The 23,311-nt window shown below is 42.2% G+C and carries 22 protein-coding genes; 16 read left to right on the top strand and 6 right to left on the bottom strand.

What is annotated here, in order from left to right; translation table 11 throughout:
• The first annotated feature begins 7 nt into the window (after nt 1–7).
• Entirely contained in the window at nt 8–1,381 is a 1,374-nt protein-coding gene (locus B5354_RS08280; RefSeq protein WP_079527725.1) for an amidohydrolase, read from the top strand.
• A 119-nt stretch (nt 1,382–1,500) separates the two neighbouring features.
• Nucleotides 1,501–1,665, top strand: a complete 165-nt coding sequence (locus tag B5354_RS20455; protein ID WP_176142436.1) for a hypothetical protein — start codon at nt 1,501–1,503, stop codon at nt 1,663–1,665.
• 523 nt (nt 1,666–2,188) lie between these two features.
• On the opposite strand, the gene B5354_RS08275 is transcribed toward B5354_RS20455, so the two are convergent.
• From B5354_RS08275 to B5354_RS08265, 3 genes are read right to left on the bottom strand one after another with little or no spacing between them, the layout of a single operon-like run.
• The gene (locus tag B5354_RS08275; protein WP_079527723.1) at nt 2,189–4,780 is read right to left on the bottom strand and encodes a YfhO family protein; all 2,592 of its coding nucleotides are present in this window, start codon (nt 4,778–4,780) and stop codon (nt 2,189–2,191) included.
• A gap of 13 nt (nt 4,781–4,793) precedes the next feature.
• Nucleotides 4,794–5,180 (bottom strand): GtrA family protein, encoded by a 387-nt coding sequence (locus B5354_RS08270; RefSeq protein ID WP_079527721.1) that lies wholly within the window; start codon nt 5,178–5,180, stop codon nt 4,794–4,796.
• A complete protein-coding gene (locus B5354_RS08265; RefSeq protein ID WP_079527719.1) occupies nt 5,116–6,108 on the bottom strand; it encodes a glycosyltransferase family 2 protein in 993 nt (330 codons plus the stop codon). The genes B5354_RS08270 and B5354_RS08265 overlap by 65 nt, the downstream gene beginning before the upstream one ends.
• Before the next feature lie 277 nt (nt 6,109–6,385).
• Between B5354_RS08265 and B5354_RS08260 the strand changes: the two genes are divergently transcribed.
• The 3 genes from B5354_RS08260 to B5354_RS08250 all read left to right on the top strand — a co-directional run bounded on the left by B5354_RS08260 (nt 6,386) and on the right by B5354_RS08250 (nt 8,029).
• Nucleotides 6,386–6,868, top strand: coding sequence for a DUF2975 domain-containing protein (locus tag B5354_RS08260; protein WP_079527717.1), 483 nt, complete (start codon nt 6,386–6,388; stop codon nt 6,866–6,868).
• 10 nt (nt 6,869–6,878) lie between these two features.
• Entirely contained in the window at nt 6,879–7,103 is a 225-nt protein-coding gene (locus B5354_RS08255) for a helix-turn-helix domain-containing protein (RefSeq protein ID WP_079527715.1), read from the top strand.
• A gap of 116 nt (nt 7,104–7,219) precedes the next feature.
• Entirely contained in the window at nt 7,220–8,029 is an 810-nt protein-coding gene (locus tag B5354_RS08250) for a DUF817 domain-containing protein (protein ID WP_079527713.1), read from the top strand.
• A 126-nt stretch (nt 8,030–8,155) separates the two neighbouring features.
• Here the strand turns inward: B5354_RS08250 and B5354_RS08245 are convergent, their stop codons facing one another.
• Together B5354_RS08245 and rbsK are read right to left on the bottom strand one after the other, a co-directional pair.
• Complete coding sequence (locus tag B5354_RS08245; RefSeq protein WP_079527711.1) at nt 8,156–9,079, bottom strand: nucleoside hydrolase; 924 nt, start codon at nt 9,077–9,079, stop codon at nt 8,156–8,158.
• A 44-nt stretch (nt 9,080–9,123) separates the two neighbouring features.
• Nucleotides 9,124–10,059 (bottom strand): ribokinase, encoded by a 936-nt coding sequence (gene rbsK, locus B5354_RS08240; protein ID WP_079527709.1) that lies wholly within the window; start codon nt 10,057–10,059, stop codon nt 9,124–9,126.
• A 442-nt stretch (nt 10,060–10,501) separates the two neighbouring features.
• On the opposite strand from rbsK, the gene B5354_RS08235 reads away from it, so the two are divergent.
• From B5354_RS08235 to B5354_RS08215, 5 genes are read left to right on the top strand one after another with little or no spacing between them, the layout of a single operon-like run.
• Entirely contained in the window at nt 10,502–11,722 is a 1,221-nt protein-coding gene (locus B5354_RS08235) for an ABC transporter substrate-binding protein (RefSeq protein WP_079527707.1), read from the top strand.
• A gap of 27 nt (nt 11,723–11,749) precedes the next feature.
• Nucleotides 11,750–12,622, top strand: a complete 873-nt coding sequence (locus B5354_RS08230) for a branched-chain amino acid ABC transporter permease (protein WP_079527705.1) — start codon at nt 11,750–11,752, stop codon at nt 12,620–12,622.
• A complete protein-coding gene (locus B5354_RS08225; protein ID WP_079527703.1) occupies nt 12,619–13,599 on the top strand; it encodes a branched-chain amino acid ABC transporter permease in 981 nt (326 codons plus the stop codon). The genes B5354_RS08230 and B5354_RS08225 overlap by 4 nt, the downstream gene beginning before the upstream one ends.
• 15 nt (nt 13,600–13,614) lie before the next feature.
• Nucleotides 13,615–14,349 carry an ABC transporter ATP-binding protein gene (locus tag B5354_RS08220; protein WP_079527701.1) on the top strand — a complete coding sequence of 245 codons (735 nt, stop codon included), beginning with the start codon at nt 13,615–13,617 and terminating at the stop codon, nt 14,347–14,349.
• A complete protein-coding gene (locus tag B5354_RS08215) occupies nt 14,346–14,648 on the top strand; it encodes an ATP-binding cassette domain-containing protein (RefSeq protein ID WP_245804741.1) in 303 nt (100 codons plus the stop codon). Before B5354_RS08220 ends, B5354_RS08215 begins: the two co-directional genes overlap by 4 nt.
• Nucleotides 14,649–14,748: 100 nt before the next feature.
• Here B5354_RS08215 and B5354_RS08210 read toward each other — a convergent pair whose 3' ends face one another.
• Entirely contained in the window at nt 14,749–14,928 is a 180-nt protein-coding gene (locus B5354_RS08210) for a hypothetical protein (protein ID WP_079527697.1), read from the bottom strand.
• 255 nt (nt 14,929–15,183) lie between these two features.
• On the opposite strand from B5354_RS08210, the gene B5354_RS08205 reads away from it, so the two are divergent.
• From B5354_RS08205 to pruA, 6 genes are all read left to right on the top strand, one after another.
• Nucleotides 15,184–15,873: a response regulator transcription factor gene (locus B5354_RS08205; RefSeq protein WP_079527695.1), complete on the top strand. Its 690-nt coding sequence runs from the start codon at nt 15,184–15,186 to the stop codon at nt 15,871–15,873.
• Nucleotide 15,874: 1 nt separating this feature from the next.
• Entirely contained in the window at nt 15,875–16,879 is a 1,005-nt protein-coding gene (locus B5354_RS08200) for a sensor histidine kinase (protein ID WP_079527693.1), read from the top strand.
• Between the two features lie 122 nt (nt 16,880–17,001).
• Nucleotides 17,002–17,685: an ABC transporter ATP-binding protein gene (locus tag B5354_RS08195; RefSeq protein WP_079527691.1), complete on the top strand. Its 684-nt coding sequence runs from the start codon at nt 17,002–17,004 to the stop codon at nt 17,683–17,685.
• Nucleotides 17,682–20,255: an ABC transporter permease gene (locus tag B5354_RS08190; RefSeq protein WP_079527689.1), complete on the top strand. Its 2,574-nt coding sequence runs from the start codon at nt 17,682–17,684 to the stop codon at nt 20,253–20,255. The genes B5354_RS08195 and B5354_RS08190 overlap by 4 nt, the downstream gene beginning before the upstream one ends.
• Before the next feature lie 417 nt (nt 20,256–20,672).
• Nucleotides 20,673–21,590, top strand: a complete 918-nt coding sequence (locus tag B5354_RS08185) for a proline dehydrogenase family protein (RefSeq protein WP_079527687.1) — start codon at nt 20,673–20,675, stop codon at nt 21,588–21,590.
• A gap of 19 nt (nt 21,591–21,609) precedes the next feature.
• Nucleotides 21,610–23,157 (top strand): L-glutamate gamma-semialdehyde dehydrogenase, encoded by a 1,548-nt coding sequence (pruA, locus tag B5354_RS08180; protein ID WP_079527685.1) that lies wholly within the window; start codon nt 21,610–21,612, stop codon nt 23,155–23,157.
• Nucleotides 23,158–23,311: the final 154 nt, after the last annotated feature.

Here is a 23,311-nt window from a genome sequence, read left to right as displayed (position 1 = left end):
GATCATCTTGAGTAAAGCAGATATATTACAATGGATGGAACAAAACGAAGAAACGTTCACAGAGATGGCGCAAAACATCTGGAACAATCCTCAACTTGCCTTCGAAGAAGAATATGCTTCCCAGCTGCAAATGAAGACATTAGAACAGGCGGGCTTTCGCATCCAAAATCCAGTTGGCGATATCGATACAGCTTTTGTCGCTGAATACGGAAACGGCAAACCAATTATCGGTGTATTAGGTGAGTTTGATGCCTTGCCTGGTCTTTCACAACAAGCGGCTGTTACACAAGAAGAAGTTGTCCCGGGCGGCCCTGGGCACGGATGCGGCCATAATTTACTGGGTACGGCCGGTGTCGAAGCAGTGACTGCCTTAAAGGAAAAAATGACACAGGAAGACTTGAGTGGTACTATTCGCTACTATGGGTGCCCAGCGGAGGAAGTTCTTTCAGGAAAAACTTATATGGCCAAAGCAGGAGTTTTTGATGATTTAGATTGTGCTTTAACGTGGCATCCTGGAAATTCGAATACGGTCATGAATATGAGGATGCAAGCGATGGTGTCCATTAAATTTCACTTTAAGGGAATTACAGCCCACGCTGCTGCTGCACCGCATGCAGGTAGGAGCGCCCTTGATGGGGTGGAGCTCATGAACGTTGGAACAAATTATTTACGTGAACACGTCAAAGATGGAACACGGATTCACTATGTGATCGAAAATGGAGGTCTAGCCCCTAATATAGTACCGGAAGCAGCTAGCGTCTGGTACTATATTAGGGCTGAATCAAAAAAACAAGTAGAAGATATTCTCGAGAGAGTTAAAAAGGTTGCAGAAGGAGCAGCCCTGATGACCGAAACAGAAGTCGATCATGAAATTACAGCGTTTCCGTACGATACACTTCCCAATGATCAATTGAATGAGATCATGTACAGGAACATGGAAGAAAGTAATGCTGCCGATTTTACAAAAGAAGAACAAACATTTGCTGAAAAATTAGTAGAAACCATTAATACCCAAAACGATAGAGGTACATTTGGCAACGAAGTAGATCGCTTATTACCTGTTGATCTTTACTATGACAAACAATTAGCCGGCAAGTCTATTCAAGGCTCAACGGATGTAGGTGATGTAAGTTGGATTGCTCCGACAGGAATGGTCAGTACGACATGCGCACCTGTTGGGGTCCAGCTTCATTCCTGGCAGGCTACCGCTTCATTTGGCTCCTCCATTGGCTATAAAGGTATGCACCTAGCAGCAAAAACCATGTCCCTGACAGCCTATGACCTATTAGTGGATAGGGACCATATCCTTGAAAAGGCGAAGGAAGAATTTAATGAACGAACAAAAGGTGAAACCTATTCAGCTGGTATTGCAGGCAAATAAACAAACAGCCACTTTCTTTTAATGAGGAAGTGGCTGTTTTTAGTTAGCAGAATTGTAGAACTTTACTGTAGAATATTGCTAAAATTTGGGTGTCTCCCCCATATGAAGGGGGTGATAACTTGAATACTAGAGATGTAGTTCGAAAATTCGACAATTCTGAGTTGATTGTGATGCATGACTGCACCCTAAAGCATCGGGGGCGTCATGGATCTGAGGTCTTAGAATTCCTGGATTACCTTTTGGATCTAATAGCTGACGAAATTCAACAAAGAGACCTTGGGTGACATCAGAATCCTTATGTCTAATTGAGAGTTCGTTAAGACTATAGTGAGAAAGGGGGAGGCGAATAGTGTTTCATACATAAAAGTTTTCATCCGATTCTGTTGCTGCTTTTGATGAGTTATTGAAAAAACATACGAACACCAATCACAATAAGTTAGGCGGAGAGCATTGAATCACTACTTTACTTGGTATCCGCTTTGCTAACGTTACACAAAGCTGGGCTCCGACCATTACCCCTATGCCTCCCCATAATACGGTCACTCAATCGATACTATTAGAAGGAGAGACTGGGACATAACTAAACTTTTAAGTGGAAAGACGAATGATGTGCTGTTTCAGCGAAGAAAATATATGGAGACTCCTGCGGGAGGAAAGGCCTAGGTGAGACCCCGAAGTGCGCAGCACAAGGAGGCTCAACAGCCGCCCGCGGAAAGCGAAGTATATTTTCGTAGCGGTTTATATGCACCAATTATAGTTTTAACTTAGTTCGGATTTTCATTTGATAAAAACACTTTTGACCCAATCTCAATTGGTCTTTTTATACCTTTTACGACTTACAAAGGGAACGGCCAGCATGATACTTACAATGGATATAACTAAACAAATTTTAAAGAAAGGCGGATAGTACACGAGCTCAATGTGATTGATGCCCTCTTTAATCGGAAAGCCGATAAAGGAATAGTTCACTTTTTTTAGAGGCTGCTTTTCATTGTTGATTTCGACTGTCCACCCTCGTTCATAAGGGATGGGCAGCATCATGTAACGATCCTGATTTTGATTATTATAGGTGATCGTAAGCTTGTTATTTATCCACTTGAATTCCGCGGATGTTGAGGCTTGTTCCTTCGCTGTTTCTAATGTTTGGTAATTTTCTTTGTATAGGGCAAGGTCTGTTAAAATGTACTCTCCTTCAGGAACGCGGATGGAAATTTTCTCAGATGCAGCTACTCGAATCGTAAGGTCATCCACGTACGTTTTATAGATCGATTGGTTGTGTTTGCGAGTCGTCCTGTAATCGTTGACTTTCACGGCAAAGCCCTCGCTTTTGGCTAGGCTTTCAAGATGAAAACTGACGTAGTAGTCCTTTGTATCTGCTTTAGGCTGCTGGACAATAAGGTCGAGACCGCCTTCTTTCTCGGTGACTGTGAGCTTGTTATTTTCAAACGAGGCGCCAACGGGTTCCACTGTCACCTGATCGATGATATTGGGCACTTCGTGAGTGTTACCATTTGTTTGTTGCGCAGGATCGGCCACTATGACGCCTTCTAACATGGCATGCTCTCTTTCTAGGATGACTGCGTTTTCCATATCCTTTTCGGAAAAAATTTCATCGGTCGTACGGACAAACGGCAGGAGATTTGTGTTCTCAAAAGCGACGTAGTGTTCTGACTCCAATATTTTCTTAAACCCATATGGAATGTCATCGGCGTTGTCCTTTTCTCTCATCATATATTTACCTTGAAGTAAGCTGTATAAGTTTGCTCGGTTCCCAAGAGTGGAAAAACGGCTGACGCTTTCTCGGCCCATGTCGATGTTTAAATCGTACAAATACAGATAGAGCAGGTTCTGATTAAGAATGCTTGAATAGGCACTGATTCCGTTAAAATCCTGCACAATCGGCGTATTATTTAAGTAACCAATTGTCCAATCGATTCTGTAAAAAGGACTGGAACCTCGTTCTTTCATTTTTTGTAACAATTCCCGCTGTTCTTTGCCGTTGTAATCCTTGCTGGTTAAGAAGTTCTTGGATACTTTCTTAACGCTATGTTCTGAAATGGCATATTGGGTCACGTTGGCCAGTCCAATATTTGTTAAAAGTACAAAGGCACACAAAAGCAGCTGCCAATGTTTTCGTCGATTCCAAATAAGTATAGTGGCCAGGGAGAGGGTAATCAGCATGATGGAAACCATTCCGATGCCCCTGGCTGAAAGAAATTCTATCGATGGGTCGCCCAGACAGGCGATCAGATAAGTGAGTACTACTAAGGCAGCTGCTCTAAAGATCGTCTTTTTCCCGACTTCACATAAATATTGTAATCCTGCGGCCACCGCTCCTCCCATCGTAAAGGACAATAAATATTCCCAGCGGTACTGAGGTGCCGAGAACCCATTAAAGGCACTGGCCACATATGGACTGAAGTGGAGCACAATAAACATGGCACTTATCAAAGAAAACAGACGGAAAATCGGAATTTTGTATAAGGAAAAGGTGAACAGAACCAGCAAGAAAATTGCAGAGACCATGATATATGGACTTGAATAGACGATATTGTACGGGAAGTCAATCGCTTCAATAGGGAGCGGATAAGCAGGCCGGTAATTGTGAAGGTAACCGTACACTGCCGGAATAAAGGCGACTGAACTGATCCCGAAGCCCAACAGTCCGCTAATGATATACAGCTTGCATTGCTTTCCTCTAGGCGTTTCATCGGTTTCTAAATGAATCATCATGCGAAACACAACATAAATCGCAACGAAAATCAGATTCACATAAGCGAAGTAAAAATTGTTAAAAAGGGTGATCGCGACAGCGGCAATCAACCAACCGCATCGGGCTTCCCGGATCACTTTTTCTACACCGAATACTAGCAGCGGAACCCAGAGCATGGCATCCGCAAAGAATTCCCAGTAGGTGACATGACGGAAGTAGATAACGGATAAGCCATATACGCTAGCTCCGACAAATCCCGGCAGCCATTGGATGTTCATATAGCGGAATACGAGGGTTGTCACTGCAATCATCAATGTCAAACGGCAAATACTAATAAAGACAGCGGCCTGTGCCCAAAAGAGTGTATCGGGTGTTCCGACTATGTTTAGTGATTCCAATATGAAAACAATTCCTGTTGTTATGATGAAGACAAAAGCTGTTGCGAAGTAAAAGGCCAGTTGGCTATATGTACCGCCTCCTAAACCGAATTGATAGGAGTAGAAGAAATTCCCGCTTGTATATTGTTCATAGAGGAGCTTTTTAAAGGTCACCATTTGCTGCAAACCGTCATTTGGCCCTACCATATATTGCTCCTGTGTCCATTCTTTTAAAAAGAATAGATGGGCAAGGATGGCGAGAACCAGGCTTGAGATGAACAGGATGGTCAGATTTCGTTTGGTTATCATGATCAAATCTCCGTTACTTTTTTAAAATTTTGCCCGTTATGATGAAGGTTAGGGGTACCGTGATTAAAACAGACAGAATGGGAGCGATCGTACTATCAATCAGAAAGTATTCCACGAATAAATAGACGAGCACAGAGGAAACCGCGACATTGAACAACTGGGTTAGCGGGAATTGCAGGAACTTAGCCAGAGTCGGTTTCACTTTGAACGTAAAGTATGAATTTAAGAAGAAAGAGATCACGAAACTGAACGAAAAGCTTGCAATATGTGCCGTCATATAACCAATGTCCAATAGTTCGTGTAAACCTAAATAACATAGGTAATAATTAGCGGTATTAATGATCCCCACTACGATAAATCTGATAAATTCCTGGCTGATTCCCTTCATCATGTTCTCCATTTGATAAATTAGTCTCCTCGATTAAATAATGAGGCCGTTTCTTCGTCTCATAATAAATCCTCCCAATGTACTCCCCAATAACTCCGAGACTGAACAGCTGCACGCCACCAAAGAACAGAAATACTGAAATCATAGGTAAGAATCCCTGAACATCAACGCCGTCCCTGATTAAAATGATTGCTGTTGTCACGATACAAAGCAGTGATAAGAGTAATAGGAATGCCCCAATGTAAAAACATATTCGGAGCGGACGGTTGTTAAATGAAAGGACACCGTCCATGCCATAGTTCAGCAATTTTGAGAACGACCACTTTGTCTGTCCTTTCTGACGAGTGACGTTGTCGTAATCAATAATTTTCTGGCTTAACCCGATCCAGGAAAACAATCCTTTTGAAAAGCGATTTCCTTCGTTTAACAACAGAAGTGCGTCAACGGCTTGGCGGCTCAATAGCCTGAAATCCCCGACTCCATCTTTTACGTCCACCTCAACAATCTTATTCACAAGGCAGTAGTAAAGGGAGGAAAGACAGGAACGCAGCAGACCGTCTCCCTTGCGATTACGTTGGGCGATTACTTGATGGTAACCTTCCTCATAACCGTCGATAAAAGGTTTAATTAAGGAGCATGGATGCTGTAGATCTGCGTCCATGAGAATCACGGCATCTCCTTTTACATGATGAAAACCTGCCAGCAGTGCGACTTCTTTCCCGAAATTTCTTGTGAATGAAATATACTTGACCTTTGGATTCGTTAATACCAGTTTTTTAATTCGCTGCAAGGTATCATCCGTGCTGCCATCATTAATAAAACAGATTTCATAATCGTAAGCGATGTCCTCGAATTCTTTATCTATGGCTTTGTAAATGAGTTCAATATTCCCTGATTCGTTATAAGAGGGAATGATGATTGAAATGAGACCAGGGTTCATGATTACACCTACTTTTAATGTATCGTTCACGACGAATCTTAACGGTTATGGATAGTTTGCTCATGAATAATATTTTTATAAGCAAACAGAAAAATGCTTGTTTCTGTCAGCTTGTACTCTTTTGGTATCGAGCATTTTGTTGTAATGGGGAATGCCTTTTTCTTGTTTGAAATCCTATGTAAGAATAAAAATATAATCCAAATCGTTAAATATTTATTGATAATCGATAAACACCATGTTAAAATCAGTTTTACAATCAATTAGTGAGGTGCTTTTTATGAAACGAGGGTCAACACTCTTTTTAAAGACAGCTGTTATTCTTATTGGAATACCAATTCTTGCTTTGTGCATATTTTTCGTGCCAGGGATAGCGAATTATGCTGCAGAATTGTATCCAGATATGGCTTATATAAACGAACTTGTATTAATTGACGTATATGCAGCGGTGATTCCTTTTTATTTTGCTCTGTATCAAGCTTTTAAACTTTTAGGTTATATTGACAAACACGAAGCTTTCTCGGAATTATCTGTGAAAGCTTTAAAGAACATAAAACTCTGTGCCATTACCATCAGTTTGTTGTATGTGGCAGGCATGCCTCTATTTTATCTTATTGCCGAGAGGGATGACGCACCAGGTCTCATCGTACTCGGCATGATCATTATTTTTGCTTCGTTGGTGATTGCAGTCTTTGCTGCTCTTCTTCAGAAGCTATTAGAAAATGCCATCGACATAAAATCAGAAAATGACTTGACGGTCTGAGGTGAAACAAATGGCGATTATCATTAATATTGATGTGATGTTGGCTAAAAGAAAAATGAGTGTGACAGAACTCTCAGAGAGGGTCGGAATAACTATGGCTAACCTTTCTATATTGAAAAATGGAAAAGCAAAAGCAATTCGATTTTCAACGTTGGAAGCGATTTGTAAGGCTTTGGAATGTCAACCTGGAGATATTTTAGAATACCGAAATGATGAAGAGACCCACGGAGAATAAACGTTGTGAAGAAAAAGAAAGTTGTTCGGCGGTGAACCTATGTACCTGAATTTATTTAGCTCCTGTCCTAAGCAGGATTTACAAATGGATAGAAAAGATCTCTGGAGGCGCATATCATGAGAGCATTAAAACAACTTGTTCGCTTTGGTTGGGAGCAGGCTCTGTCATGTTTGTTTCCTGTCGTTATTTTTGCCTCATTGGCAGTTACAGAAATGATGTCGCTCCCATTGCTGCCAAGGTATGACTGGCTGCTCATCATCTGCCTGCTGATGCAGTGGTGGATGGTGCGTTCTGGTCTAGAAACTCGGGATGAATTGAAGGTTATTACAGTTTTCCACCTTATTGGACTCGCGCTTGAACTTTTCAAAGTACATATGGGCTCCTGGTCTTATCCAGAGGATGCCTATTCCAAAATCTTTGGAGTGCCATTGTATAGCGGATTTATGTATGCAAGTGTGGCAAGTTATCTTTGCCAGGCGTGGAGGAGGTTAAATGTTGAACTGGTTAAGTGGCCGCCGACTTTGGTCGTTGTACCTCTTGCAGCTGCGATTTACTTAAATTTTTTCACCCACCATTATTGGATGGATGTCCGCTTTTGGCTATCTGGACTAGTAATGATCGTTTTTTGGCAATCATGGGTCACATACGAGGTAGGGGGAACGCGTTACCGTATGCCGCTTGCTCTGTCTTTTGTGCTGATTGGTTTCTTTATATGGATCGCTGAAAACATCGCCACGTATTTTGGAGCTTGGGAATATCCATACCAGACCGAGGCGTGGAGTCTCGTTCATCTGGGAAAAGTGAGCTCATGGCTGTTATTGGTGATTGTCAGTTTTCTTATCGTAGCATCGTTAAAGCAGGTTAAAGGGAAAGTTCCACAAAAAGATCCCGCAGCAAAGCGAAGTGTTTTGACGGAGCGATACTAAGAAGGCTTTCTTGGCACACAAATAACCCGAACTAATCGTTCGGATTATTTTATAATTAATTTAGTTTTGTCCTAAATTATTCTTCTTGTTTCTGGATTGAACAAAAAGCTAGTTCATAGGCCGGAATTACACAATTCTGTTTAAGAAATGTGAAACGAAATGGTCCACATCAATGTCGAGGCAAACCTCAACATTCTTATTTTTCTGAGCGACTTCGTGGGTATTTCCTAAAGCATCTCCTCGTTCTACATTCACCCCTACATGCATGGGGGTTGTTTTGACAAAGGAAGGATCGATCACAACTCCCACTGCCAGTGGATCATGCAGTGCACTGCCGCCTAATTCAGGGTTAAACTGATGATAGGCATCCATATAGAAGTTGCAAATCGTTTGTAAAAAGTCGCTGTAATCGGATTTAACCTCCCCCCATTGTTGAACGTCTTCAACACGTAATAAGGTTTGCATCGTAACATCAAGCCCTACAAGCGTCACAGGCATACCTGATTTAAAGACAATGGAAGCTGCCTCTGGATCTGCATAAATATTTGCCTCAGCGTTTGGGGTTACGTTCCCAGGCACCGTGACGGCTCCACCCATAATCACGACTCGCTTGGCCAGACGTACAATTTCCGGATTCTTCTGAATTGCCAATGCCATATTAGTCTGAGGACCAACAGCAATCACGGTAATCTGACCTGGGTATTCTTCCATTTTTTCAATGATAAAGTCCGCCGCTTCGGACGAATATGGTGTCCGCTTAGATAGGGGAAGGCCGCTATTTCCAAGGCCATCCTCTCCATGAATGCGGGTTGACTTTTCTTTAATATGCTGTCCCGATATCGGCTCGTTCGCTCCAGGAATGACGGGGATGTTGTCATCGGCATCCAGGACATCAAGAACTTGAAGCGTGTTACGGGTCGCTTCTTTTTGTGAAACATTTCCAAAACAAGTGGTGATTCCTAACACATCCAATTCAGGGGAGTGGACCGCATAAGCAATGGCCAGCGCATCATCAATCCCTGTATCGACATCTAATATAACGTGTTCCATGTAGACTGCTCTCCCTTTCGTAAAAAATGATGACCCTCTTTAGTTTAGGATTCTGAATCAGAAAAATCCGCTTCGAAGGCTTCCACTTCTTCCTTCTTAGGCATGCCTCCTTGAGCTCCAAACTTTGTCACCGCCAAAGCAGATACTTTACTGGCAAAACGGACTGCTTCTTTAAGAGACATGTTCCTCCCAAGTGCATAGCTGAAACCGGCATTAAAAGCATCTCCAGCGCCCGTGGTGTCGACAACTGGAACTTTATATCCAGCAATCTTATGGATTGACGAATTGTGGTCCATATAGGCAGACCCTTCATCTCCCAGCGTCGTAATCACATGTTTCACACCAAGTTCCTGTACGGCTTTCATGGACTGTGCCAAGGTAAATGACTCCAGGGCTTTATCGGATAAAATGCCAAGCTCTGAGCGGTTTGGAGTTATATAATCTACATTTTGCAATAAGGCTTCAGGTAAACGCTGGGCAGGGGCAGGATTTAACACCACCGTCTTCTCGTGATGTTTGGCTAGTTGAGCGGCTGCGGTTACCGTAGAGATTGGGATTTCCAGCTGCAGCAGCACGACATCAGCCTCTTTGATGATCGCTTCGTGGTTATATAAATCATCAGCTAGACAGGCGTCATTTGCGCCAGGAACCACTACAATGCGATTGTCTCCTTCACTTAACAAAATGGAAGCAATTCCTGTTGGATGTTCATGTACTCGCTTAATATGACTTGTATTAACGCCGCTGCTTTCTAGAGATTGCAGCAAATTCGTGCCAAATTGATCATTTCCGATTGTACCAAGCATTGTCGTGTGAGCTCCGAGTTTGGCTAATGCTGCAGCTTGATTGGCCCCTTTTCCACCGGGGATAAAATTTGCCCCGTTCCCCATGAGCGTTTCACCTGCTGATGGGGCTCGATCGGCTTCGATGACAATGTCCATGTTCAAGCTTCCGACAACGACAATAGTTGGTTCTTTCATGATTAATCCTCCCCTTATTCATTCTTCACTTACTTCGTTTTGGCTTCTCTTATTTTAAATTACCACCACCATCATTTCGTAACAAGTAACCTCTATAGCTGTGTTTCAAGGTTACCACTAAAGTAGTAACTTATTTTGTTTTAGATTACCTGAACTATATCGAACAGTCAAATAAGGGAGCCTAGTACCTATTTAATTATGCTGGATAAACGAAAGTAAAAAATAACATATTATAAAAACCTTGTTATTACCTGTCAAAGACGACAATTAAGCATTTTGTTGATAGTTTTATATCATGTTTTTTAAACGAAGGTTAAATAAAATGTTGTAATTTTCAGAAGATTACTATACGATATAAGTAACATTTTTAGGAGGAGGAAAGTATGATCTTTTGAAAGCGTTTTCTGGTTCTTTTTGAGTCTGAATGATAAGGGGGAAAATCATGAAGAAATCTGTTGTGATGTCACTTTGTGTGGTTGCGTTGCTTTTAATGTTATCTGCTTGCGGAAACAGTGCGATGAACCAGGCGGGAGGGTCTGATGAAGGAGAAGGTAATGGATCGTCTTCGGATGACACCATTAAAATTGGTACAATCCTGCCGTTTTCAGGTGTGTATGCTTCGCTTGGAAAAGATTTGTCTGCTGGAATGAAGTTGTATTTTGAGAGTGTGGATTGGAAAGCTGGCGGGAAAAAGATTGAGTTGATCGAAGAGGATACGGCAGCAGATCCTCAGGAAGCCTTGCGCCGTACGAGAAAACTAATGGACCAGGATCAAGTAGATATGTTAACAGGCGCGGTCAGTACAGCTGTGGCTTACGCGATTCGTGACGAAGTGAATTCCAATCAGCTGCCATATCTGGCTTCACATGCTGGGGGTAATGATTTAACAAGAGGGGAGAGAAGTGATTATATATGGCGTTCCTCTTTTTCTTCATGGCAACTCGGTAACTCTATGGGACAGTGGGCGTACGAAAACGTCGGAGATCAAATTTATGTGGCAGCCGCAGATTACGCTTTTGGAAAAGAAGTATCAGCAGCCTTTATGGAAGCTTATCGAGCTGCAGGTGGCGAAGTTGTCGGAGAAGTTTACCCGCCGCTAGGAAATAATGATTACGCTTCCTATTTAACCACGATTGCTGATTCAGAAGCTGACGGTGTGTATGCTTTCTTCGCTGGAAGTGACGCAGTTCGTTTTGTTCAGCAGTTTGAGGAATATGGGTTAAAAGAGAAATTTGATTTGCTTGGTTCAGGCTGGCTGGTCTCTGAAGACTTAAGAGAATCGATTGGAAGCGCAGCAGAAGGGATTTATGCAGCCAGCTTCTGGGACTACAATTTAGAAAATGAGCAAAACCAAAAGTTTGTTGAGGCTTATGAAGCAGCCTATGACAGACGGCCGACTGTAGAATCATTAGAAGGGTACGATGCGGCTCGTATTATTGTAGAAACGATTGAAGCTTTGGATGGAGATGTGTCAGATCCGGATAAAGTGATCGAGGCCATGTCAGCCGTTGAATTTGACAGCCCGCGTGGACCTTTTGCTTTTGACCAGGAAACGCATCATGTGATTCAGAACATGTACATCTTAGAGACAGTTACGGAAAATGGACGGACGGAAAATAAAGTGATTGAAAAAATTGAAGGTGTACAAGATCCAGGAGAATAACAACAAGGTAACGAGGAGGTGGACGAGATGGAGATTATCATAGCTCAACTCATCAATGGAGTGTCGTATGGGATGCTGCTGTTTGTCATCACGTGTGGACTTGCTCTAGTCTTCGGCATATTAGGTGTTCTCAATTTGGCGCACGGTTCCTTATATATGATAGGATCTTACGTCGCTTATTCATTAACAACTACCTTTACACAAAGTTTCTGGACAGCCCTTATCGTGGCACCGCTAGCTGTAGCAGTGATTGCGCTCGTTATCGAGCGCACACTGCTGCGTGTCACTTATCAATTAGGACATTTATCACAAGTTTTACTCACGTTTGGGTTGGCCTACGTGTTTCACGATCTTACTAAATGGATCTGGGGCTCCAATGTACTGTCGATTCGTGTTCCGGACCTGTTATCCGGATCTGTGACGATCGTTGGTCAAACTTTCCCGCTTTATCGGCTGGTGGTCATTGGTGTCGGGATAATCATTGCGGCAGGTCTTTGGTGGATTCAGAACAAAACGAGGTGGGGAGCGATCATCCGTGCCGGGTTAAGCGACCGCGAAATGATCGGAGCTCTTGGTGTGAATATTAACCTCGTGTTTACAACAATATTTGTACTTGGAGGAATTCTGGCCGGTTTCGGTGGAGTAGTTGCCTCTCCTATTTTAGGACTCTATCCGGATATGGAATTTCAAACATTGATTCTGGCTTTGATTGTGCTTGTGATCGGAGGGCTAGGTTCGATCGCGGGGACATTCACAGCAAGTGTACTGGTTGGCGTCTTGGAGACCTTTGGACGCTATCTATTCCCTGAATTAAGTATGTTTCTCATTTTTGGGCTTATGGCCATGATTCTCGTTTGGCGTCCAAGCGGTTTATTAGGGAAGCAGGTGGTGGAAGGGTGAAAAACGTTTATCTTCAATTTGCAATTGTTCTCCTGCTTTTCGCTGCGGCTCCGTTTTTCATATCTTCGTTTCACATCACCTTGCTTACTGAAATTCTTATTCTGGCCATTTTCGCTTTAAGTTTAAATGTGATTGTCGGCTATACAGGGATGGTGTCATTAGGCCATGCGGCTTTTTTTGGAACAGGAGCGTATGCTGCTGGCATCATCGCCCAGCATGTTTCAGCGAATATGCTTTTCACTCTGTTTGGAGCGGTCATCATTTCGGTTTTGCTAGCCGGCCTCATCGGTTTGTTTTGTATGAAGGTAAGTGGCTTTTACTTTCTTATGCTCACGCTGGCCTTTTCCCAAATGGTGTACTCATTTGTTTATCAATCAACAGAGTGGACGGGAGGATCTAATGGCTTATCGGGAATTCCGAGACCGGTCTTGTTCGGCTGGGAGATTTCAAACATGGTCTGGCTGTTCTATGTAATTGCAGCTCTGTTCATGCTGCTTTATGCAGGTCTTCGTATCCTTGTCGGGTCTCCTTTTGGCAAAATATTAGTGGGGATAAGGGAAAATGAAACAAGGCTGAAATCGATGGGATATAACACAAATATTTATAAATACTTGGCTTTTGTGATTTCCGGGGCGCTAGGCGGTGTTTCGGGCTCCCTCTATACGTACTTTAATGGGTTCATTGCTCCAAGTGATGTGTATTGGACAATGTCGGGAACCGTCCTGATCATGGTTTTAATCGGTGGATCCGGGACGATGATCGGCCCTGTTCTAGGTGCAGCCATGATCGTCCTGCTTGAAACAACTATCGCAAGCTATACAGATATGTGGATGTTGATCCTTGGCTCGGTATTTATTCTGTTTGTGATCTTTTTCCCTTCTGGTTTATATGGAATCTGGCAGGATCTTAGTGTTCGTTTTCAAAAACGAGGAGGCCCTTCAGAGGTCACCAAATTAAATAAAAAACGAGCTTCATAGAAAGGCAGGGTTCAGATGAAAATACTAGAGGTAGAGGCGATCAATAAAAGCTTTGGAGGTCTTGAAATTTTAAAAGAGGTTTCATTTAACGTCAATCAAGGAGAAAGAATCGGGATCATCGGACCGAATGGAGCCGGTAAAACCACATTCTTTAATTTATTGACAGGCGACTTAGGACCGTCAAGAGGAACGATTTATTTTAAGGGCAGCAATATTACAAAGGAACCAAACTATAAGCGGTCACGGCGTGGCATCGTGAGAACGTTTCAGAAAAACAATTTACTTGATGAACTATCAATTCTTGATAATCTATTACTCGTTTTGCAGCGAAAGCATGGATTAAAACATACCTGGTTTCGAATACGTAAAGAGAAATATTATAAGGCGCTGTACGAGGAGGCAGAGAAACTGCTTGAGACGTGGGGACTCACTGTGCAGCGGCATGTCAAAGTGAAGAATCTGTCATATGGGGAACAAAGGCAAATTGAAATTATGCTCGGAATCGCCACAGATCCTTCTATGCTGTTGCTGGATGAACCAACAGCTGGCATGTCACAGTCAGAAACAGACTATATCGTGCAATTATTAGCGAAATTACCGAAAGAGTTAACGGTCATGATCATCGAGCATGACTTAGAAGTGATCTTTGGTCTGGCTGAGCGGATGATTGTCCTTCACGATGGTCACGTGCTGATTGACGATACACCAGAAGTATCAAAGAGCGACAGCATTCGATGGGAGGTAACTTGAGTGGGGGAGAACAGCAAATGCTTGCGATTGGCAGAGCCCTTTTGACCAATCCAAGTTTACTGCTGCTGGATGAACCATCAGAAGGGTTGTCCCCGCTAATGGTCAGGGAGGTCAGTGAAATCATTTTGCGGTTGAAGGAAGAAGGACTGACCATGCTCCTCGTTGAACAAAATCTAGCAATGGCTAAGAAAATCGCTGACTATATTTATATATTAAATAAAGGTGAAGTGGTTTTTGAAGGGGCTGCGCATTTGTTTGATGAAGAAGTTCAACGGAAACACCTTGCGCTTAGTTCATAGGGTTTACGTATTAGTACCTTTTAATTATTGGACAACAAAACTGGTACCTGTTTTACAGGGCCAGTTTTTTTAGGCTGAATAAGGGTTTGCCCTTATTCAGCTATTCCCACTCATTCATCTCCTCAATATTCGTAAGGAAATGATCGACGATTGTAGAAAAAGGATAGATCGTATTATCAAATAAATATTCAATCTCGCCTTTTCCAGAGATAGGCTGTACGTTCTTATTTTGTATAAAGCTTTTCGCCAATTCTAGTGCTAGCAGTTTATCGTTGTTCAATTTATCCACCTCCCGTTTTACTCTATTCTCTAAGGAAATAGAATATGATTTGGAATTAATAGATCCTCATTTAAAAAAGGCTTTTCTAACTAAGATGACACTTCCTGTGCATAACCACACCATTTTGTTCTTCTATCATGCATGAAATAAATGCATCTCATATAGTTGATCGGCTTATTTTGACCTGACCTTTTGTTTAAAATATGATAGAGGCACAATTCAGAGTAGAAAATAACCAATGATAGGATGTTATTGATGAAAATACTATTGGTTGAAGATGATAAAACCATCGCATCCGGCTTAGACTATTCTTTGCAAAACGACGGCTATGAGACCATTCTTTGTCATAATTACGAAACTGCAGACAAGGTTCTAAATTCGCAGATGGAACAGATTGACTTATGCTTGTTCGATCTCTCCCTGCCTGATGGGAGCGGCTATGATTTATGTGGATCTGTTAAAAAGCGAAGTGAGAAACCGGTAATTTTCCTTACGGCATTTGATGATGAGGTCAACGTCGTAATGGGGCTTGATATGGGGGCAGATGATTACATTACGAAACCATTCCGTATCCGTGAACTGTTATCAAGAATCAAGTCGGTTCTGCGTCGTTATAACAGGCAAGTGCAGGCACAGCCGCGAAATACGATCGAAATTGAAAACATCGCGATCAATACATTAGAAGGTAAGGTGTTTAAAGAGGGGGAAGAAGTGTTGGTGACGGCTCTTGAGTATCGGTTGCTGCTCATTTTTGCTAATCATATTGGCCAAGTGTTAACGAGAAGTCAATTACTCGAACAAATTTGGGATGTAGCGGGTGACTTTGTGAACGATAATACTCTGACAGTCTATATAAAGCGGCTGCGCGAGAAACTTGAAGACAACCCGCAGAAACCAACGATCATTCAAACGGTTCGTGGACGGGGGTATAAGATCGGTGACTAGAATGCTCCGTAATCAAGAGATTCGTCTTCTGCTGATAACCCTATGTGTAATTAGTCTAATAGCGGCCGGAGCGGCGGCAGTGATGCTATCAGTTCAAGCAGCACTTTTCGTCATTATAACGGCTGTTTTGCTTATAAGTTGCAGCTTGTTTTATACAGCTTGGCGTTATAAGGAAATTGAAAAACTGTCCAATTATTTAAGGCGGATCAGCAGCGGTGATTATTCGTTAGATATTCGTGATAACCATGAGGGTGAGTTAAGTATTTTAAAGAACGATATGTACAAAGTTACTTTAATGCTTTCGGAACACAGTGCTCTTCTGCAACGTGACAAAGTAACACTAATGGATGCCATTTCAGATATTTCTCATCAGTTGAAAACACCGCTCACTTCTATGATGGTTATGGCTGATTTATTAAGTGATCCTAACTTGAGTGAATCAAAGCGGGAAGAATTTACTCAGAATATCCGTGTCCAATTAGAAAGGATCGAATGGCTCGTTACTTCCTTATTAAAACTGTCGAAAATAGATGCTGGCACGGCGACCTTCAAAAAAGAAAAAGTGTCCGTTAAAGACTTAATCAACAAAGCGGCTGAGCCTGTCAGGATTCCTATGGATATTAAACAACAGCAATTAACCACTACCGGGGAGGATACAGTGACTTTCCGCGGGGATTTTAACTGGACGGCTGAAGCCGTTCTCAACATTTTAAAAAACTGTGTTGAGCATACAGGAGAGGGCGGGACTATACACGTTACCTATTCTGAAAACACTCTTTTCACCGAACTTACGATTAAGGATACTGGGAAAGGAATTCCAAAAGAAGATCTTCCGTATATATTCAAGCGATTTTATAAAGGGAAAAATGCAGAAGATGATAGTGTTGGCATTGGATTAGCGATGGCCTATAGTATTGTCACTAGTCAGAACGGTGATATTGAGGTGTGGAGCGAACAAGGCGAAGGAACACAATTTCAAATTAAGTTTTATAACCATGTGATCTAAAGGGGTTTGATTTTCAACCTGTCCGATAAGCGCAGGTGACTAAATTGTCACTTAAGAGTCACTTTAAAGTCATGATAGGCAGATATACTGAAGGCAACATCAAAATCATGGGGGTTTCACAAATGGGAATTTTACAAATAGAAAATCTGTCTAAAGTGTATGGAAAAGGAGAAACGGCTGTTAAGGCGCTTGATGATGTGTCATTTTCGGTGGAAAAAGGCGAATTTGTCGTGATCGTTGGACCATCGGGCTCGGGGAAATCGACCTTGCTTCATTTATTAGGTGGCGTGGATCGACCGACAAGCGGTAAGGTTTTAGTTGATAACACAGATATCTATGAATTGGATGAAACACAGCTGGCGATTTTTAGACGGCGCCAGATTGGTTTGATTTATCAGTTTTATAACTTGATACCTATTTTGTCAGTTGAAGAAAATATTACTCTTCCTGTATTGTTGGATGACCACAAGGTAGATGAGAAACAGTTCCAGGATATTGTCCGTTTACTAGGCTTGGATAATCGGTTAAGCCACTTGCCTAATCAGCTCTCAGGCGGCCAGCAGCAACGGGTATCGATCGGCCGTGCCTTGATCAGCAACCCGGCCATGATGCTAGCGGATGAGCCGACGGGTAACCTCGATAGTAAGAACAGCAGCGAAATCATGGAACTGCTAAAGATGTTTAATAAAACCTATAATCAAACGCTCATCGTAATTACGCATGATGAACGGATTGCTTTGCAGGCAGATCGGGTCATTTCCATTGAGGATGGCAAGATTGCCAAAGATGAGGTGATCCGTCCGTGAACATTGTCAATAAATTGACCGCCAGACACTTAAAGGAAAATAAAAGGAGAACGCTGGTGACGATCTTTGGTGTCATCATCTCCGTTGCTATGGTAACAGCCGTGGTAACGCTTGCGGTTTCTTTTTTAGATTTGATGAAAAGACAATCGATTGCCATGGATGGAGAATGGCATGTGAAGTATGAAAATGTAAGTCCCGAGCAAATCGAAGCGATTAAAAAAGACGAAGCGACTGACACCGTGGTGTTAGGAAACAATCTTGGCTATGCTTCTCTCCCAGATTCAGAAATGAGAAGTAAACCTTATTTATTTGTTAAAGCCTATAATGATCAAGGCTTCGATCAGTTTCCTATCGAATTAAGCAAGGGGCAGCTTCCGAAAAGCGAAAATGAAATCGTTATCTCAGAAGAAGTGGCTGATCAGCAGGGCATAGGATATAAGATTGGCGACCGCATAAAACTCGAGCTAGGAAAGCGTTATGCAGACGGAAAAAAAGGCGCCTTAACACAAATGGATCCGCTGCAAACGGACCAGAACGGTTCCATCGAGTCTTTACAAATAGAAAAGACAAAAACCTACAGGATTGTGGGGATTATCGAACGGCCTACATGGAAACCTGCATGGGCCCCAGGTTATACAGCGTTAACCTATGTCAATCAAAGCCTTTTGTCACAACAAAATACTGGAAACGCTATTGTTGTGTTAAATGAGGTTACGCGTTCGCTTTATGAACATGCTGAGAAATTAGCTGAGCAACATCATATAGAGACCGTTAGTTTTAACGATAGATTGCTTCGGTATTACGGCGTCTCTGATAATAACAATTTAAATCGGACAATGTATTCTTTGGCAGCCATTATTATAGCTATCATCATCATTGGCTCTGTCACTTTAATCTATAATGCTTTTGCAATCAGTGTTTCAGAACGAGCGAGACATCTTGGGATGCTTTCGAGTGTAGGAGCAACGAAAAAGCAAAAGAGAAACTCGGTATTTTTTGAAGGTTTCATGATTGGAGTTATTAGTATTCCTATTGGTATCCTTGCCGGGTTGGCTGGGATGGCTGTTACTTTCTTTTCAATCAACAACTTTATTGAAGGAGCACTTGGGATTACTGAGCAGCTCCAAGTGGTCGTTACCCCTGTATCTATTTTGGCAGCCAGCGTGATTTCAATGGTGACGATCTTCATTTCCACCTATATGCCAGCCCGTAAAGCATCAAAAGTTTCGGCCATCGATGCCATACGCCAGACACAGGATATTAAATTATCAAAGAAGGCAGTCAAAACCTCTAAGCTCGTCAGAAAGATTTTCGGAATGGAAGCAGAAATTGGATTGAAAAACTTAAAAAGGAATAAGAGGAGGTATCAGGCAACTGTCATTTCGCTCATTATCAGCATTATTCTGTTCTTAACTGTCGCTTTTTGGACTTCAAATATTGAAAAATCACTGGAACTTTCTCAAACTGATATCAATTATGATATCCAAGTTACGGGTAATTCGACTTATGATGCAGAGGACTACAGATCATTCACGAACCTTGCAAATGTCACAGAATCCAGTATTGTTAAACGAGCTCATTTATTTACTTGGATTGAAAAGTCAGCTGCGATTGAGAGGGTAAAAAAACAACTGGCCAAGAGTGATGTAAAAGGCGGAAAGTATCCTTACTCTGTTCCATTCTACGGGCTTGATGAAGAAAGCTTTCGCGATTATGCTGAAAGGATTGGGGCAGATGCAGAAAAACTGCTCGAATCGAATGCTGCAATCGTTCTAAATCAGATAAGCTATCGTGAACCTGAATCGGGCAAATTTATCGAGACAGAAGCGATAAATTCGGAACAAGTTGATAAGCTCGAATTATATGCCATGGATTACAAAACAGAAGAAAAGCAATTTTTAAATACGGTAGAAATAGGTGCCTTAACTAAGGAAGTGCCGATGGGTATCAATCCACCTGGATTAGGAGGAGTAAGTGTCATTGTTTCTCATGAGACTTTTGACCAGTTCATCAAAGAGCAAGGCGGAAGAGAAGTACAAATGTATTTGTACATGAACAGTTCAGATCCTATGAAAACCCAGGAGGCTCTAGAGGAAGCTAAGCCTTCCGATATGAACGTGTTCAACGTCTATCAGAACAGGCAGCGCAATCAACAGATGCTCTTGCTTATGTCGGTCTTCACCTATGGATTTATCGGGTTGATTTCCTTAATATCCATCGCGAACATTTTTAATACGATTTCTACAAGTATCTCGCTTAGAAAACGAGAATTTGCCATGTTGAAGTCAGTTGGGATGACGCCTAAAGGCTTTAACAAAATGATTAACTATGAGAGTATTTTCTATGGTTTAAAGGCCCTCCTCTACGGTCTCCCTATTAGTGTTGCGGTGATGGGCTTAATCTATTTATCAATCAGAAATACTTTTGCGTATGGATTCTCTTTACCTTGGATGAGCATGCTGTATGCGACTATAGCTATTTTTGTTATCGTTAGTTCAGCGATGTTTTATTCAAGTGTGAAGATTAAAAAGCAAAATATTATTGATGCGTTGAAACAGGAAAATATTTAATTTATGTAAGAAAGATGGGTCGCTGCCTCTCGGTTGGTACCCGTCTTTTTTTTTGTGTATAAAGTCCATAAATAAAATGGTAAGTTTGTCCAGCAGAGTACTGAACGAAGCAACGTCATAACCCCTATCATTTCAGTGGTTTACGTTATGAAATAGGGCCATATGTTAATCAGAAGCGTGAGAAGCAGCCCAACTTCGGTGAGGTCTTATGTTTAGGTGAGATACGCGGCGGATAAACAGGGAGAGAACCAGTTGTGTAATCATCATAAAACCATGGTGGAAAGATTGTGGTTTGTGCACGTTGTTAAAAGCAAGTCACAATCGTTATAATTTTCTTAACAGATGAAATTCAAAGATTTCATTGTTTGAATCCACATGGTGTCCATAGAAAGACACAGGTAAAGGAGTGTGGTCATCTTGGAAGCCATTAGTAAGAATTTTTTCTTATACCTTTCCAATAACAAAGTATTAGATCGTTTAGCGAAGCGGTTTGGAACGAGATTTGGGGCTGACAAGATTGTAGGTGGAGAAACATTCTCCCAGGCAATTCCATTGATTAAACAGCTGAACCATGATGGATTGCAAGTTACGGTTGACCACCTTGGGGAATTTGTCGATTCCGAGGCCGAATCAAGAAAGCGCTCTCAAGAGTGTATCGAAACCATTCAGGCGATTGCTCATCACCAGTTGAATTCAGAGATATCACTGAAGCTGACGTCACTGGGGCTTGATTTAAACAAGGAGCTCGTCATGGAAAACATGGAGCGAATTTCGCAGGAGGCCGAACGTCATGATATTACAGTGACGATCGATATGGAGGATTCCTCTCGATGTGGGGAAACCCTTGAGATTTACAAAGCATTAAAAGAGAAATATCACAACTTGGGGACGGTCATTCAGGCTTATCTTTATCGTTCCAATGAGGATGTTGATGAGCTGCATGCTTACGACCCTTATTTAAGGCTAGTTAAAGGAGCTTATAAGGAATCGGGCAAAGTGGCTTTTGCAGATAAGCCGGAGGTCGATGCCAATTTAAAACGTCTCATTAAGAAAAATCTTTTAAATGGTCATTACACAGCCATAGCCAGCCATGATGATGCGATCATTAATTTTACTAAAGAATTAGTGAAAGAGCATGGCATTTCTACGGATCAGTTTGAGTTTCAAATGTTGTATGGAATGAGAAACCAAACGCAGTATGATCTGTTGAAGGAAGGCTATAAAGTAAGAGTGTATATGCCTTATGGCGATGATTGGTATGGATACTTTATGAGACGGCTAGCTGAAAGACCTGCGAATATCGCTTTTGCGATTAAAGGAATATTTAGTAAATAATCGAGAGGAGAATTTTGTTATGGTCACACCTTATAAACACGAACCATTCACAGATTTTACAATTGAGGAAAATAAAAAAGCCTTTGAAGAGGCGTTGAAAAAAGTAAAAGATGAACTAGGGCAGAAGCATGATTTGCTTGTAAACGGAGAACGAATCCGTACTGATGAACAAATCGTTTCTACTAACCCAGCGAACACGAAGCAAGTGGTTGGTACTGTATCTAAAGCTAATTCAGAGATTGCTGAAAAAGCTGTTCAATCCGCTGCTACTGCATTCGAAGACTGGAGAAAGTGGAGTGAGCGTGCGCGTGCAGAGTTGTTATTCCGCGCAGCTAGCATTATTCGCCGCCGTAAGCACGAATTTTCTGCCTACCTTGTTTATGAAGTCGGTAAACCTTGGAAAGAAGCAGATGCAGATACAGCTGAAGCGATTGACTTCCTAGAATATTATGGTCGTCAAATGCTTGAATTAAAAGACGGCAAGCCAGTGGAAAGCCGTCCAGGAGAACAAAACCGCTACATTTACACTTCTACAGGTGTAGCAGTCGTCATTCCACCTTGGAACTTGGCTTTTGCCATTATGGCAGGTACAGCGGTTGCGCCGCTTGTTACTGGAAGCACTGTTGTACTGAAACCGGCTAGTAATAGCCCGGTTATTGCAGCGAAATTCGTAGAGGTGCTTGAAGAAGCAGGTCTTCCGAAAGGCGTCTTGAACTATGTACCAGGAAGCGGCGGCGAAGTGGGTGACTACCTTGTCGATCATCCGAAAACAGCTCTAATTTCCTTCACTGGTTCACGCGATGTCGGTACACGTATCATCAAGCGTGCCGCTGAAATTCAAGAAGGGCAAAACCACTTAAAGCAAGTCATCGCTGAAATGGGCGGTAAAGACACGGTGGTTGTGGATAGCAGCGCTAATCTAGAAACAGCTGCTGAAGCAATTATCGTATCAGCCTTCGGATTCTCCGGACAAAAATGTTCTTCCGGTTCACGCGCAGTCGTTCATGAAGATGTGTACGATGAGCTGCTTGATATGGTAGCGAAGCGTGCGAAAGAGTTAACAGTCGGTAACGCATCCGAAGACAACGTCTACATGGGACCTGTGGTGGACCAGGGTGCATATGACAAAGTGATGAGCTATATCGAAATTGGTAAAGAAGAAGGCCGCTTAGTCACAGGCGGTAAAGGTGATGACTCTAAAGGGTACTTCATCGAGCCAACTATCTTTGCTGATTTAGCACCAGATTCCCGCATGCAGCAGGAAGAAATTTTTGGCCCAGTCGTTTGCTTCACAAAAGCGAAGGATTTTGACGAAGCCATTGAAATTGCCAACAATACCGAGTATGGCCTGACAGGCGCTGTTATTTCCGATAACCGCGATCACCTTGAAAAAGCGAAATACGATTTCCACGTTGGGAACCTGTACTTTAACCGTAACTGTACAGGCGCAATTGTTGGATATCAGCCATTCGGCGGATTCAAAATGTCCGGTACCGATTCTAAAGCCGGCGGTCCAGATTATCTTGCGCTTCACATGCAAGCGAAAACTATTTCAGAAAAATTCTAAGAATCTAGTTAGTGAAAAGCTCTCCCGAGGTGCGGGAGGGCTTTTTTTTCGTGGCGTGAATATGGGAGATGAGCGCCGGAATATGGGAGGTGAGCGCTGATAAACGAGGGCGAGTAATTGAATCATAGGCCTACTTTAATAGTTAGACAGATGT

Source organism: Halobacillus hunanensis (genome assembly GCF_900166655.1).
In the GTDB taxonomy this organism is placed as follows: Bacteria; Bacillota; Bacilli; order Bacillales; family Halobacillaceae; genus Halobacillus_A; species Halobacillus_A hunanensis.
The sequence above is the reverse complement of the archived record's forward strand: the minus strand, read 5'-3'. Positions and strand labels throughout refer to the sequence as shown.